General features: G+C 72.7%; 10 protein-coding genes. 5 read left to right on the top strand and 5 right to left on the bottom strand.

What is annotated here, in order from left to right:
- Nucleotides 1–66: 66 nt before the first annotated feature.
- The 4 genes from AB0E07_RS15780 (at nt 67) to AB0E07_RS15765 (ending at nt 4,943) form a co-directional block, all read left to right on the top strand.
- Nucleotides 67–936, top strand: coding sequence for a hypothetical protein (locus AB0E07_RS15780; protein WP_362251070.1), 870 nt, complete (start codon nt 67–69; stop codon nt 934–936).
- A gap of 79 nt (nt 937–1,015) precedes the next feature.
- Nucleotides 1,016–1,147: an LPFR motif small protein gene (locus AB0E07_RS15775; RefSeq protein ID WP_362251067.1), complete on the top strand. Its 132-nt coding sequence runs from the start codon at nt 1,016–1,018 to the stop codon at nt 1,145–1,147.
- A 111-nt stretch (nt 1,148–1,258) separates the two neighbouring features.
- Nucleotides 1,259–3,637, top strand: a complete 2,379-nt coding sequence (locus AB0E07_RS15770; protein ID WP_362251064.1) for a Tex family protein — start codon at nt 1,259–1,261, stop codon at nt 3,635–3,637.
- A 127-nt stretch (nt 3,638–3,764) separates the two neighbouring features.
- Nucleotides 3,765–4,943, top strand: a complete 1,179-nt coding sequence (locus AB0E07_RS15765) for a serine hydrolase domain-containing protein (RefSeq protein ID WP_362251061.1) — start codon at nt 3,765–3,767, stop codon at nt 4,941–4,943.
- On the opposite strand, the gene AB0E07_RS15760 is transcribed toward AB0E07_RS15765, so the two are convergent.
- Both AB0E07_RS15760 and AB0E07_RS15755 read right to left on the bottom strand, forming a co-directional pair.
- Nucleotides 4,940–6,580: an ABC-F family ATP-binding cassette domain-containing protein gene (locus AB0E07_RS15760; protein WP_362251058.1), complete on the bottom strand. Its 1,641-nt coding sequence runs from the start codon at nt 6,578–6,580 to the stop codon at nt 4,940–4,942. The two genes, AB0E07_RS15765 and AB0E07_RS15760, sit on opposite strands and share 4 nt — an antisense overlap.
- A gap of 44 nt (nt 6,581–6,624) precedes the next feature.
- Nucleotides 6,625–7,647 carry an oxidoreductase gene (locus AB0E07_RS15755; RefSeq protein ID WP_362251055.1) on the bottom strand — a complete coding sequence of 341 codons (1,023 nt, stop codon included), beginning with the start codon at nt 7,645–7,647 and terminating at the stop codon, nt 6,625–6,627.
- 66 nt (nt 7,648–7,713) lie between these two features.
- Here AB0E07_RS15755 and AB0E07_RS15750 point away from each other — a divergent pair, with 66 nt between their 5' ends.
- Nucleotides 7,714–8,661: an FAD-dependent oxidoreductase gene (locus tag AB0E07_RS15750; protein WP_362251052.1), complete on the top strand. Its 948-nt coding sequence runs from the start codon at nt 7,714–7,716 to the stop codon at nt 8,659–8,661.
- A gap of 4 nt (nt 8,662–8,665) precedes the next feature.
- On the opposite strand, the gene AB0E07_RS15745 is transcribed toward AB0E07_RS15750, so the two are convergent.
- From AB0E07_RS15745 to AB0E07_RS15735, 3 genes are all read right to left on the bottom strand, one after another.
- Nucleotides 8,666–10,369 (bottom strand): BCCT family transporter, encoded by a 1,704-nt coding sequence (locus AB0E07_RS15745; protein ID WP_362251049.1) that lies wholly within the window; start codon nt 10,367–10,369, stop codon nt 8,666–8,668.
- Between the two features lie 87 nt (nt 10,370–10,456).
- Nucleotides 10,457–11,704, bottom strand: coding sequence for a M14 family metallocarboxypeptidase (locus tag AB0E07_RS15740; protein WP_362251046.1), 1,248 nt, complete (start codon nt 11,702–11,704; stop codon nt 10,457–10,459).
- Nucleotides 11,701–13,653, bottom strand: a complete 1,953-nt coding sequence (locus tag AB0E07_RS15735) for a Xaa-Pro dipeptidyl-peptidase (RefSeq protein WP_362251043.1) — start codon at nt 13,651–13,653, stop codon at nt 11,701–11,703. Before AB0E07_RS15735 ends, AB0E07_RS15740 begins: the two co-directional genes overlap by 4 nt.
- Nucleotides 13,654–13,713 lie beyond the last annotated feature (60 nt).

Raw genomic sequence — 13,713 nt, 5'->3', positions numbered from 1 at the left:
CCTTTTCCGCCCTGTGCCGTCACCCGCCTGGACCTGGGATACCAAGCGGTCGGTAACCTGCCGGGCATGACTACAGCCGCCCTGGACCCGCGCGCGGGCCGCCGCTGCCACAACGCGCTCAACACCCTGCACTCCATGCACTACTTCGCGCCCGAGCTGGGCGCGGAGGCGGGCGCCCTGGGGATCACCCACCCCAAGGCCGTGAACTTCGCGGTGCGGGCCGCCGCGCTCGGCGCCGTCGGGCCGGGCACGGTCGCGGCGACCTTCTACAACTACAAGTACGAGGCCGTCGCCCGGCACGTGCCCGCCGTGTGGCGGACCGCCTCCCCCGAGCAGGTGCTGGCGGCCCGCGCGCGGGCGGTCGACGCGATGCTGCGCCGGCTGCTGGGCGAGGAGGCCCTCGCCTCCGCGGAGATGGCCGAGGCGGCGCGGCTGGCGCTGCGGGCCACCGAGGTCTGCGAGCGGCACGCGCGCCCGCTGTTCGCGGCCCACGCCGACCTGCCGGTTCCCGGGGAACCGCACATGGCGTACTTCCACGCGGCGACCCTGCTGCGCGAGTACCGGGGCGACGGGCATCTCGCCGCGCTGCTCTCCGCCGGTCTCGACGGGCTGGAGGCACTGGTCACGCACACCGCGACCGGCCGGGGCTTCACCCCGAAGTGGCAGCTGATGACGCGCGGCTGGAGCGAGGAGGAGTGGGAGGCGGCCCGCGAGCGGCTGCGCGGACGCGGTCTGCTGGACGACTCCGGTGAACTCACCGAGGAGGGCGTGGCGCTGCGGGCCTCGGTCGAGGCGGACACGGACCGGCTGGACCGGGCGCCGTACGCACACCTCGGCGCGGACGGTGTGGCCCGGCTGACGGAACTCGGCTCGGGTTTCGCGCGCACGGCGCTGGCCGCGGGCGCCTTCCCGGCGGACCTGATCGGCAAGGGCTGATCCCGGCAGGAATGATCGCGCGCTCGGGAGGTACCCGAACCGAACCGGCCGGAGCGGCCGGGGACGAAAGGGGAAGCTAGTGTTCCGCGCCATCGCAGACGTTCTGCGCCAGATAGGTTCCGCCATCGCCACCGTCGTGACGCTGCCGTTCCGGGCCCTGGCCCGCCTCTTCGGCGGCGCGTCCGGCACCGCGCGCGGCCGGCGGGCCTGACTCACGGGCCCGCCCTGATCCCCGCCTGCCGGTGCCACCTGCCACAATTGCCGCGCAACCTCAGTGAGAAGGCGGTACCGGATCGTGACGACACCCGGGTCCAGCGGGTCCATGGCAACAGGGTCCATCGAAGGCAGGATCGCCGAGGAGCTCGGCGTACGGGAGCGGCAGGTGAGGTCCGCCGTGGAGCTGCTCGACGGCGGTTCGACGGTGCCCTTCATCGCCCGCTACCGCAAGGAAGCGACCGAGATGCTCGACGACGCGCAGCTGCGCACGATCGAGGAGCGGCTGCGCTACCTGCGGGAACTGGAGGAGCGCCGGACGGCGATCCTGGAGTCGGTGCGCGAGCAGGGCAAGCTCACCGACGAGCTGCGGGCGCAGATCCTCGGCGCGGAGACCAAGGCGCGCCTGGAGGACATCTACCTGCCCTACAAGCCCAAGCGGCGGACCAAGGCGCAGATCGCGCGCGAGGCGGGCCTCGAACCGCTCGCCGAGGGCCTGCTGGGCGATCCCGGGGTGGATCCCCTCGCCGCCGCTGCCGCGTTCGTCGACGCCGACAAGGGCGTCGCGGACCCGCAGGCCGCCCTCGACGGGGCGCGCGCCATCCTCACCGAGCGGTTCTCGGAGGACGCCGACCTGATCGGCGAGCTGCGGGAGCGGATGTGGGTGCGCGGGCGGCTGGCCGCCAAGGTGCGCGAGGGCAAGGAGGAGGCCGGCGCCAAGTTCGCCGACTACTTCGACTTCGCCGAGCCGTTCACCGAGCTGCCCTCCCACCGGATCCTGGCGATGCTGCGCGGTGAGAAGGAGGAGGTCCTCGACCTGGTCCTGGAGCCGGAGGAGCCGACGGACGGGCCGTCCTCGTACGAGGGGATCGTGGCCTCGAAGTTCGGTGTCGCCGACCGGGGCCGGCCGGGCGACAAGTGGCTGAAGGACACGGTCCGCTGGGCCTGGCGCACCCGGATCCTGGTGCACCTCGGCATCGATCTGCGGCTGCGGCTGCGGACCGCCGCCGAGGACGAGGCCGTGAACGTCTTCGCGGCGAACCTGCGGGACCTGCTGCTCGCCGCGCCGGCCGGGACACGCGCGACGCTGGGCCTGGACCCGGGGTTCCGCACGGGTGTGAAGGTCGCCGTGGTCGACGCGACCGGCAAGGTCGTCGCCACCGACGTCATCCACCCGCACGTCCCGGCCAACCGGTGGGACGAGGCCATCGCGAAGCTCTCCCGGCTGGCGCGGGAGCACGCGGTCGAGCTGATCGCGATCGGCAACGGCACCGCCTCCCGCGAGACCGACAAGCTCGCCGCTGAACTCGTCGCCAAGCACCCGGAGCTGAAGCTCACCAAGGTGATGGTGTCGGAGGCCGGCGCCTCCGTGTACTCGGCCTCCGCGTTCGCCTCGCAGGAGCTGCCCGACATGGACGTGTCGCTGCGCGGCGCCGTGTCCATCGCGCGCCGGCTCCAGGACCCGCTGGCCGAACTGGTGAAGATCGACCCGAAGTCGATCGGCGTCGGCCAGTACCAGCACGACCTGTCCGAGGTGAAGCTGTCGCGGTCGCTGGACGCGGTGGTGGAGGACTGTGTGAACGGCGTCGGCGTCGACGTGAACACCGCCTCGGCGCCGCTGCTCTCCCGGGTCTCCGGCATCACCTCCGGCCTCGCCGAGAACATCGTGGCGCACCGCGACGCCAACGGCCCGTTCCAGTCGCGCTCGGAGCTGAAGAAGGTGTCCAGGCTCGGCCCGAAGGCGTACGAGCAGTGCGCGGGCTTCCTGCGGATCCGGGGCGGCGACGACCCGCTGGACGCCTCCAGCGTGCACCCGGAGGCGTACCCGGTGGTGCGGCGGATGGTGAAGACCTCCGGTCAGGAGGTGGCCTCGCTGATCGGCAACACCGGGGTGCTGCGGTCGCTCAGGCCGCAGGAGTTCGTGGACGAGACCTTCGGTCTGCCGACCGTGTCGGACATCCTGAGGGAACTGGAGAAGCCCGGACGCGACCCGCGGCCCGCCTTCAAAACGGCCACCTTCAAGGAGGGCGTCGAGAAGATCTCCGACCTGTCGTCGGGGATGGTGCTGGAGGGCGTGGTCACCAATGTGGCCGCGTTCGGGGCGTTCGTGGACGTCGGTGTCCACCAGGACGGGCTGGTGCACGTCTCCGCGATGTCGAAGACCTTCGTCAAGGACCCGCGGGACGTCGTCAAGCCCGGTGACATCGTCAAGGTGAAGGTGCTCGACATCGACATCCCGCGCAAGCGGATCTCGCTGACGCTGCGTCTGGACGACGAGGCGACAGCGCAGGGCCAGGGCCAGTCCGGCGGCGGTGAGCGGCGGCAGCAGCGCGGCGGCGGGCGCCCGCCGCAGCAGCGGCAGAGCCGGGGTGGCGGTGGCGGTGGGGCCGGCGGCGGTTCGCGCCAGGCACCGCCCCCGGCGAACAGCGCGATGGCCGACGCACTGCGCCGCGCGGGTCTGGTGGACCCGAAGAAGGGCAGGCGCTGACGCGCGGCCCGGCCCCTTCGCCAGGAGGGGCCGGGCCGTTGGGCCGTGTGCAGCAACACGAGCGGCCCGTGGCAGGCCGGCGGGCGAGGCTGGACGGCGACCAGCCTCGCGCCTCCCGGGAGTGCCCATGCCGATCCGCCGTGCGTCCCGCCGTCCCCGCCTGGGAACGGTCCCGCTCGTAGCCCTCTGCCTGACCAGCCTGTCCCCCGCCGTCGCGGGCGCCGCCACGCACCCCCGGCCGGACGCCGACTCCGCCCTCAAGCGCCGGCTGGCGGAACTGGTCCGCAGTCCGGGCGGTCCACCCGGGGTGATCGCCGTGCTCAAGGACGGCCACCGGACCCGGGTCGTACGGGCCGGGGTGGCCGATCTCGACACCGGGCGCGAGCCCCGGCCGAACGACCACATGCGGATCGCCAGCGCCGCCAAGGCGTTCAGCGGCGCGGTGGCGCTGTCCCTCGTCGACCGCGGCGACCTGAGCCTGGACGACACCCTCGGCGAGCGCCTCCCGGACCTGCCGGACGCCTGGGGCGCCGTGACCCTGCGTCAGCTGCTGAACCACACCAGCGGCCTGCCCGACTACTCGGAGTCGCCCGCTTTCCTGGAGATCCTGTTCGCGGATCCCCGGCACCGCTTCGACTCCCGCAAGCTGCTCGACTTCGTCGCCGACCGCCCCCTGAACTTCCCGCCGGGCAGCCGCTACCGGTACTCCAACTCCGACAACATCGCCGTCGCCCTGATGGCCGAGGCCGCCACCGGCACCCGGTACGAGCGGCTGCTGCGGAAGCTGGTGTACGTGCCGCTCGGCCTGCGCGACACCAGCCTGCCGCAGGGCTACCGCATGCCGAGGCCGTTCCTGCACGGCTACGACGTCTCCCCGCCCGACCCGACCGAGGACGTCAGCGAGCTGATCAGCATGTCCGGGGTCTGGGCCTCGGGCGGCATCGTCTCCACGCCCGCCGACATGACCCGCTTCGTCCGCGGCTACGCCGGCGGCAAGCTCTTCGGCCGCGACGTCGTCCGGGAGCAGCGCGCCTGGATCGACGGCGCGTCCGAACCCGCCGGGCCGGGGAGCAACAAGGCGGGCCTCGCCCTCTTCCGGTACACCACCCGCTGCGGTGTGCTCCTCGGCCACACCGGCAACACCCCCGGCTACACCCAGCTCGTCGCGGCGACCCCGGACGGGAAGAAGTCCCTGACCTTCTCCACCACGACCCAGATCAACCAGACGCTCAAGCCGGATCTCCTGCGGCAACTGCGCGCCGTCCAGGAGGACTTCGCCTGCGCCCTCCTCAAGGGCAAGGGCTAGCGTTCGGTGACCTTGCCGTCGCCGACCTCCAGGCGGCGGTTCACGCGGACCGCGTCCAGCATGCGCCGGTCGTGGGTCACCAGCAGCAGCGTGCCCTCGTAGGCGTCGAGCGCGGACTCCAGTTGCTCGATGGCGGGGAGGTCGAGGTGGTTCGTCGGCTCGTCGAGGACGAGGAGGTTGACGCCCCGGCCCTGGAGCAGGGCCAGGGCGGCCCGGGTGCGCTCGCCGGGTGAGAGGGTGGCCGCCGGGCGCAGGACGTGGTCCGACTTCAGGCCGAACTTGGCCAGCAGGGTGCGTACCTCGACCGGCTCGGTGTCGGGGACCGCCGCGCAGAAGGCGTCCAGCAGGGCCTCCTCGCCGTGGAAGAGCTTGCGAGCCTGGTCGACCTCGCCGATCAGGACGCCGGAGCCGAGCGCCGACTGTCCCGAGGTGAGGGGGACCCGGCCCAGCAGGGCGCCCAGCAGGGTCGACTTGCCCGCGCCGTTGGCGCCGGTGACGGCGATCCGGTCGGCCCAGTCGATCTGGAGCGAGACCGGGCCGAGGGTGAAGCCGCCCCGGCGCACCTCGGCCTCGCGCAAGGTCGCCACCACCGCTCCGGAGCGCGGGGCGGAGGCGATCTCCATGCGCAGGTCCCACTCCTTGCGCGGCTCCTCGACGACCTCCAGGCGCTCGATCATGCGCTGGGTCTGGCGGGCCTTGGCGGCCTGCTTCTCGCTGGCCTCGCTGCGGAACTTGCGGCCGATCTTGTCGTTGTCGTTGCCCGCCTTGCGGCGCGCGTTCTTCACTCCCTTGTCCATCCAGGAGCGCTGGGTCTGGGCCCGGTCCTGGAGGGCGGCCCGCTTGTCGGCGTACTCCTCGTAGTCCTCGCGCGCGTGCCGGCGGGCGACGTCGCGCTCCTCCAGGTAGGACTCGTAGCCGCCGCCGTAGAGGTTGATCCGCTGCTGGGCGAGGTCGAGTTCGAGGACCTTGGTGACGGTGCGGGTGAGGAACTCGCGGTCGTGGCTGACCACCACGGTGCCGGCGCGCAGGCCGGTGACGAAGCGCTCCAGGCGTTCCAGGCCGTCCAGGTCGAGGTCGTTGGTGGGCTCGTCGAGGAGGAAGACGTCGTAGCGGGACAGGAGCAGCGAGGCGAGGCCCGCGCGGGCCGCCTGGCCGCCCGAGAGGGAGGTCATGGGCTGGTCGAGGTCGACGGCGAGGCCGAGGCCGTCGGCGACTTCCTCGGCGCGTTCGTCGAGGTCCGCGCCGCCGAGGTCCAGCCAGCGCTCCAGACTGTTCGCGTAGGCGTCGTCCGCGCCGGGGGCCCCGTCGACCAGGGCCTGGGTGGCCTCGTCCATGGCGCGCTGGGCCTCGGCGACACCGGTGCGCCGGGCGAGGAACGCGCGGACGGTCTCGTCGGGCCTGCGTTCCGGCTCCTGCGGCAGATGGCCGACGGTCGCGCCGGGCGGGGAGAGCCGCAGCTCGCCCTCCTCCGGCGCGAGCAGCCCCGCGAGCAGCCGGAGCAGGGTGGACTTCCCGGCGCCGTTGGCACCGACGAGGCCGATCACGTCCCCGGGCGCGACGACGAGGTCGAGCCCGCTGAACAGGGAGCGGTCGCCGTGTCCGGCGGCGAGGTTCTTCACGACGAGGGTGGCAGTCATCAGGCCCCGATCCTAGTCGGCCGGGTGCGCCGGCCTTCCTCCTCTCATCCGGCCATCGCCTCCACCAGCACGTGGCCCGAGGTCCGGGCCACCACGAAGGACTCGCCCCGCACCGCCTTGGCGTCGAGGGCGATGCGGTGCCGGCCGGCCTCCAGGACGCCGTCGAAGACCTCGTGGGCGTGGGTGCGGTAGAGGCGGTCCAGGCGGTACGCGGTCAGCCGGACCCGGCAGGGCGAGGTGACCTCCACCCCCGCCTCGCCGTCGGCCGCGACCAGCCGGGTCAGCCTGCGCTGCTGGACCGGGCTGCGGTCCAGGGCGTGTTCGATCTGGGCGACCAGGAGCGGGACGATCGGGGCCAGGCCGTCGACATAGGCCACCTCGACGCCGGCGCGGTCGAAGGCCCGGCGTACGGCGGCCCGTTCCCCCTCGCCGACCGCGCGGCCGAAGGCGACGGCGCCGTAGGCGCGCAGTTCGTCCGCGGGGACGCCCTCGGCGTCGCGGGTGATGTCGGCGCCGATGCCGATGGTGCGCAGGGCGGCGGCGAGCTTGGCCAGCACGGCGACGCGGGCGCCGATCAGCAGGACCCGGCGCCGGGAGGCGTCGGGGTCCCGGTCGAGCAGGGCGGCCAGTGCCGCCCGGTACTCGCCGCCCCGGAAGCGGAAGGGGCCTATGCCGTGGTAGCCGTTGAGCTGGAGGTCGGCTCGTTCCTCGGTCTGCCAGGCGAAGTCACGCCAGACGACGTCGTCGCCGTCGGGTTCGATGGCGGCGGTGACCGCCCCGCAGGCGAGGTTCTCGCAGTCGGGGCAGCCGTAGATGACGTAACGCCCGCCCGGAAGGGGCGCGTCCGCCTCCAGCAGCAGGCTGCGGACCTGGGCGGTGAAGATCGCGGGCGGTACGTCGGAGGCCAGGGGGGAGACGGCGTCGAGGTCGGAGAGCTGGAACAGCAGCGGGCGTCCGTCGACGATGAAGTCCACGAAGTCCCGGTGCGCCTGGTAGTCACCGTTGGCGAGGACGCCACCGGCGCGGATCGCCGGTGCCAGGCCGAAGGTCGCGTACTCGGCAGACATGCTGTGAGTATCCCCAGCGCGGGACCGATGTGAGCACGGCATGACATATTCCGCTACCGTCCACGGGTGGAGATCGGGCGGAACGACGAAGTCATCGTGGTCGGCGGCGGGGTCATCGGCCTGACCACGGCGGTGCTGCTGGCCGAACGCGGCCGCCGGGTACGGGTGTGGACGCGCGACCCCGTCGAGCGGACCACCTCGGCGGTCGCGGGCGCGCTGTGGTGGCCGTACAAGATCGAACCGATCGCGCTGGCGCGGGACTGGGCGCTGCGCTCCCTGGAGGTCTACGCGGAACTGGCGGACCGCCCCGAGGCCACCGGCGTACGGATGGTCGAAGGCGTACTGGGCGAGGGGGACCTGGACGGGGCGGACTCCTGGACGGCCGGGCGGGTGCCGGGCCTCCGGCGTGCCACGGCGGAGGAGTCCGGCGGGACGGGGCTGTGGGCCCGGCTGCCGCTGATCGACATGCCGGCCCATCTGCCCTGGCTGCGGGAACGATTCCGCGCCGCGGGCGGCTCGATCGAGACCCGTACGGTGTCCTCGCTCACCGAGGCCGGGGCACCGGTGGTGGTCAACTGCACCGGGCTCGGCGCCCGCACGCTGGTGCCCGATCCGGCGCTGCGGCCCGTGCGCGGACAGCTCGTGGTCGTCGAGAACCCGGGCATCGACACCTGGCTCACCTCCAGTGACGCCTCAGGGGAGATGGCGTACTTCTTTCCGCAGCCGGGCCGGCTGCTGCTGGGCGGGACGGCGGAGGACGGCGCCTGGTCGCTGGAGCCGGACCCGAAGGTGGCCGATGCGATCGTGCGGCGCTGCGCCGAGGTGCGGCCCGAGATCGCCGGGGCGCGGGTGCTGGAGCACCGGGTGGGGTTGCGGCCGGTGCGGGACGCGGTCCGGCTGGAGCGCGAACTCCTGCCGGACGGGCGGGTGCTGGTGCACAACTACGGTCATGGCGGCGCCGGTGTGACGGTGGCCTGGGGCTGCGCTCAGGAGGCGGCCGCCCTCGCCTCCTGAGCCCTCAGGAGTGCTCGTGGCCGAGCGGGTCGCCCTCCGTTCCGGTGCCCGGGCCGGGGCCGACCTTGATCTCGAAATCGCCGTCGTACCTGCGGTGGCCCTCGATCACCGCGAGTTCGACCGCCTCGCTTCCCATCTCACCGCGCACGATGACCGGGTCCTGGCGCAGATCGCGCATGAGTGCGGCGCACATGCCGATCATCACCAGGACGAAGGGCGCCGCGGCGAGGATGGTGAGGTTCTGCAGGCCGGTCAGGGCATCGCCCTGCTCGCTGCCGACCAGCAGCATGATGGCGGCGACCGCGCCGGTCACCACGCCCCAGAACACCACGACGAGCCGGCCGGGTTCGAGCGAGCCCTTCTCGGACAGCGTGCCCATCACGATGGAGGCCGCGTCGGCGCCGGAGACGAAGAAGATGCCGACCAGGATCATCACCAGCAGGCTGGTGGCCGTGGTGATGGGAAACTCCTGCAGCAGGCCGAAGAGTTGTCCTTCCGGAGTGTCCTCGCCGGCCAACCCGCCGCCTTCCCTCAGCTTCATGGCCGAGCCGCCGAAGACCGCGAACCAGACGAGGCTGACCGTGCTGGGCACCAGGATGACCCCGCCGACGAACTGCCGGATGGTGCGGCCGCGGCTGATCCGGGCGATGAACATGCCGACGAAGGGCGTCCAGGAGATCCACCAGGCCCAGTAGAAGACGGTCCAGCTGCCGAGCCAGTCGGCGACGCCCTCGCCGCCGCCGGCCTCGGTGCGGCCGGCCAGCTGGGGCAGGTCGCCGAGGTAGGCGAAGATCGAGGTGGGCAGCAGGTCCAGCACGATGATCGTGGGGCCCGCGACGAACACGAACACCGCGAGCACCAGCGCGAGCACCATGTTGATGTTGGACAGCCACTGGATGCCCCGCTCGACCCCGGAGACGGCGGAGGCGACGAAGGCCAGGGTCAGGACGGCGATGATGGCGACCAGCAGTCCGTCGCTGACGTCGTCCATCCAGTCCAGCTCCTGGAACCCGGAGCCGATCTGGAGCGCGCCGAGGCCGAGGGAGGCCGCCGAGCCGAAGACGGTGGCGATGATGGCGAGGATGTCGATCACCCGGCCCGCGCCGCCGTTGGCCTGCCGCTCGCCGATGAGCGGGGTGAAAACCGCGCTGACGGTCTGGCGGCGGCGCTTGCGGAAGGTGCTGTAGGCGATGGCGAGGCCGACCACCGCGTAGATCGCCCAGGGGTGCAGCGTCCAGTGGAACAGGGTGGTCGCCATGGCCGTCTCCATGGCCTCACCGGAGTCGGCCGGGTCGGTGCCCGGTGGCGGGGTGGTGTAGTGCGCGAGGGGCTCGCTCACCCCGTAGAACATCAGGCCGATGCCCATGCCGGCGCTGAACATCATCGCGATCCAGGACACCGTGCGGAACTCCGGCTTCTCGCCCTCGGCGCCGAGGTGGATGCGGCCGTAGCGGCTGATCGCGAGCCACAGGGCGAAGACGACGAAGCAGGACGCGGCCAGCATGAAGGCCCAACCACCGTTGTGGATCAGTCCGTCGAGCATCCTCGTCGAGACGCTCTCCAGCGAGTCGGTCGCCGTCGAGCCCCAGATCACGAAGGCCACGGTGATGGCGGCGGTCACGCCGAACACCACCCGGTCCGGCGGCCGGTGGCCGGGAACGTCCGAGGGGCCTTCCCGGCCACCCCTCTTCTTCAGGTCGTCCGTCAACTGCGGCACCTTCCATGGAAAGCCGTAGGTTTGCCCCGTTTCGCGGGTTCCTACGGCCTACCACAGGTGCCGCCCTTCCGAGCCGTTTCAGCAGTCGGTGTCGGGCTCCGCGACCGTGAGGCGGTACGGCGCCCGCTCGTCGAGGAGCAGCGGGACGAGGGCGCGCAGGGACTGCCGCAGCGGGACGTAGGTGCCGTGCGTCCGCACTCCGTGCAGCGCCAGTTCGTCCTTGACCTCGGCGTACTGTTCGTCCGTCAGGCGGTAGCCGCAGGGCGGGTCCTGGAGCACCTCGGCGGGTTCGGGCGGGTCGTTGTCGGCGCCGCCGAGGTAGACCGGCCCGGTGTCGCGCAGGCCGGCCAGCCGGGCCGCCGAGGTGGCGCGGTCGACCTTCGCCCCGCGCTCGTCGGCGAAGGCGAACAGGCCCTGCAGTGCGGTGAGTTGGGAGTTCACCCGGCGCAGGTTGTTGACCTGTTCCGGCACTTCGGACAGGGGTTCGACACGGCTCTCGATCAGCAGGCCGACGGTGTGCTTGATTCCGGACATGTTCCGCAGGATGCGCTCCTGCCCGTCCCCGGCGACCTGCCGGATCGGCTCGCCGGTGACGGGATCGGTCCAGATGCCGTACGTGCCGGTGGTGTACCCCTCGGCCTCGGCCGCGGGACGCACGTGGTCCAGGGAGAGCGAGCGGGCCTCGGCGTGCACGGCCGGGGCGGTGTTGAGGTTGCGCGGCCAGAGGTCGAACAGGTCCTTGTCGTAGTACGGGGGCGTCCCGCCGTACTCGTGCAGGTCGTAGACCACGTCCGGCCGGCGGTCGCGGATCACGGCGGCCAGCGCCCGGCCCTCGGCGGTGCGCAGGGCGAGGTGGTCGCGGTTGATGTCGACGCCGTCGCTGTTGCCCCGGGTGTTCGCGGCCCGGCCGTCGGGGTTGGCGGTGGGCACGACCAGCACGGTGGTGGTGGCGAGCAGTTCGCGGGTGCGCGCGTCCCGGCCGAAGGCCAGGTCGCGGACGGTGGTCAGGCACGCCTCGCGGCCGGACGGCTCGTCGCCGTGCTGACTGCACACCAGCAGCACGGTTCGGGTGGTGGGGCGGGTGCCGATCCGCACCAGCTGGAGCGGGCGGCCCTGTGCGGTGGTGCCGATCCGGCTCACCGACACACGGTCGCTGCCCCGGTCGACGGCGGCGAGGAAGTCCTGTTCCTCGGGCTGCGCGGTCCAGCGGGCGCCGCCGGACTCCTCGAACCCGGTGCGGGGCGGGGTGTCCGCCGCGTGCGCCGGGAGGGAGAGCAGGGGGGCGGTCAGGGCGGCCGCGATCAGCGCGGCGATACGGGACTTCACGATGCCTCCGGGACTCGCTGGGCGGTGCGCGGCTCGGACACGCCGTCCAGGACGGCCCCGCCCGGCACCGCGGCCGTGCCCGAGGTCGCCCGGCGGAACGCCTCGGCGCCGCCGACCAGCGGCAGCCGGGCCGAGGTCCGGGCCAGGTCGAGGGTCAGGGTGGGCCGGGTGGACGGCGGTTCGATGAGGTCCCGGTCGGTGCCCGCGACGATCAGCGCGAGCCGGTGACCGGCCGGGACGACGTGGTCGGTGGCGGCCAGGTGGAGGGTGACGGTGTACGGCGTGCCCGGGGTGAGCGGGGTTCCCTCGCGGCCGGAGCCGTGGTGGCCGAGATCGGCCCAGCCGCGGCTGACGACCGTGAAGTCGACGTCGGTGGTCCGGGCGGCGGTCTCCTTGAAGCAGGCGCTGTCGCCCGCGGTGCTCGCGCCCCAGCAGGTGCGCTCGGTGAGGGTGATGATGCCCTCGCCCGCGGCGGCGTAGTCCCGGATGGTGTCCGGGCCCAGGTCCACCAGGACGGCCGAGAGGTGGGCCGTCCCGGTGGTCGGGGTGGCGGTGACGGTGACCGCGGAGGTGCCGGACAGCCGCAGGTCACGGGTGAGCGGGCCGGTCGTGAAGCCGGCCTTGGCGGGGGTGGCCCGGTCGATGTGGGCGGCCCAGTCGGTCTCGTCGAGCGCCGGGTCGTCGGTGAAGGTCTCGGTGCCGGTGCCGCGGGCCTGGCCGAGGCGGCCGACGCCCTCCTCGGCCCCCTCGGCGGGGCGCAGGGTCGCGGTTTCGGTGCCGCGGGGCGGCCACACCTTCGAGGTCTCCCACTGCTCGGGGCCGCGTTCGATGTCGGCCATCGGTTCGTCGTCGATGCCGTTGTCGTAACCGAGGAGTTCGTGGTCGAACCAGCGGTGCAGGGTCTTCACCCATGCGGCGCGCCGGAAGTCGAAGGGGTCGACGTGACCGGCCTGGGTGAGCCAGATCTTGCGGTCCACGCCGTTGCGGGCGAGCGCGTCCCACCACTGGCCGAAGTGCTTGGCGCGGACGTTGAGGTCCTGCATGCCGTGGATGACGAAGACGCTGGCCTCGACGCGGTCGGCGTCCGGCACATGGTTGCGCTCGCTCCACAGGGGTGTCCAGTCGCCGCTGCGCGGGGCGCCGTCGACGAGCTTCTGCTGGACGGCGGCGCAGCGGGCGCGGGCCTCGGGGCTCTCGACGTAGTTCGACAGCCATTCGGGGCCGGAGTCGTAGAGCGGGGCGCCCTGGGCGAAGTAGTAGTCGTACCAGGAGGAGATCGCGCCGATGGGGACGATCGTCTCCAGGCCCTCGACGCCGGTCGCGGCGACGCCGTTGGCGATCGTGCCGTCGTAGCTCTTGCCGATCATGCCGGTCCGGCCGTTGGTCCAGCCGGTGGCCTTGGCGCGGGTGATGCCGGTGCGCGTGGTGTACGCCTTGGCGCGTCCGTTCAGCCAGTCCACGACCGCCTTCGCGGACTGGACGTCGGAGCGTCCGCCGACGTCGACGCAGCCGTCGGAGCGGTTGGTGCCGGCGAGGTCGACGCCGACGAACGCGTAGCCGCGGGGCACGAAGTAGTTGTCGTAGAACAGCGGCATCTGGACGACTTCGCCGTCGGCGTCGTACGTCTTGCGCTGGCTCTCGTTGCCCCGCCCGCAGCAGGCGTAGTAGGGGCTGGCGTCCATGATGACGGGCACCTTGCGGCCCTGGCGGGCGGTTTCGCGCGGGCGGACGATGTCCACGGCGACCCGGTCGGCGCGTCCGTCGCCGTCGCCGTCGAGTCCGGTGTCCACCCATACGGCTTCGCGGATGGCGTCGTCGTAGGAGTAGCGGGGCTCACTCGTGCGTGGGCCCGCCTGGGCGGTCGCGGGGGTGAGAAGGGTGGCCATCAGGGCGGCCGCGGCCGCCGTCGCGAGCGGTCTCCAGATCGTGAAGCGCATGCGTATCGGCATGCGCGGGACGGTACATCGGTCAACTCCCGTGCAGAAGAGGGCAACCGGACGCGTGAGGGG

The sequence above is a fragment of the Streptomyces sp. NPDC048002 genome (genome assembly GCF_040653275.1).
Classification (GTDB): domain Bacteria; phylum Actinomycetota; class Actinomycetes; order Streptomycetales; family Streptomycetaceae; genus Streptomyces.
Note: the sequence above shows the minus strand (reverse complement) of the source record. Positions and strands in the feature narration are given on the sequence as shown.

Excerpts from the sequence above, each read along its gene's own strand:
- AB0E07_RS15780 (WP_362251070.1), top strand. The coding sequence starts at position 67 with ATGACTACAGCCGCCCTGGACCCGCGCGCGGGCCGCCGCTGCCACAAC.
- AB0E07_RS15770 (WP_362251064.1), top strand. The coding sequence starts at position 1,259 with ATGGCAACAGGGTCCATCGAAGGCAGGATCGCCGAGGAGCTCGGCGTA.
- AB0E07_RS15765 (WP_362251061.1), top strand. The coding sequence starts at position 3,765 with ATGCCGATCCGCCGTGCGTCCCGCCGTCCCCGCCTGGGAACGGTCCCG.
- AB0E07_RS15760 (WP_362251058.1), bottom strand. The coding sequence starts at position 6,580 with ATGACTGCCACCCTCGTCGTGAAGAACCTCGCCGCCGGACACGGCGAC.
- AB0E07_RS15755 (WP_362251055.1), bottom strand. The coding sequence starts at position 7,647 with ATGTCTGCCGAGTACGCGACCTTCGGCCTGGCACCGGCGATCCGCGCC.
- AB0E07_RS15735 (WP_362251043.1), bottom strand. The coding sequence starts at position 13,653 with ATGCCGATACGCATGCGCTTCACGATCTGGAGACCGCTCGCGACGGCG.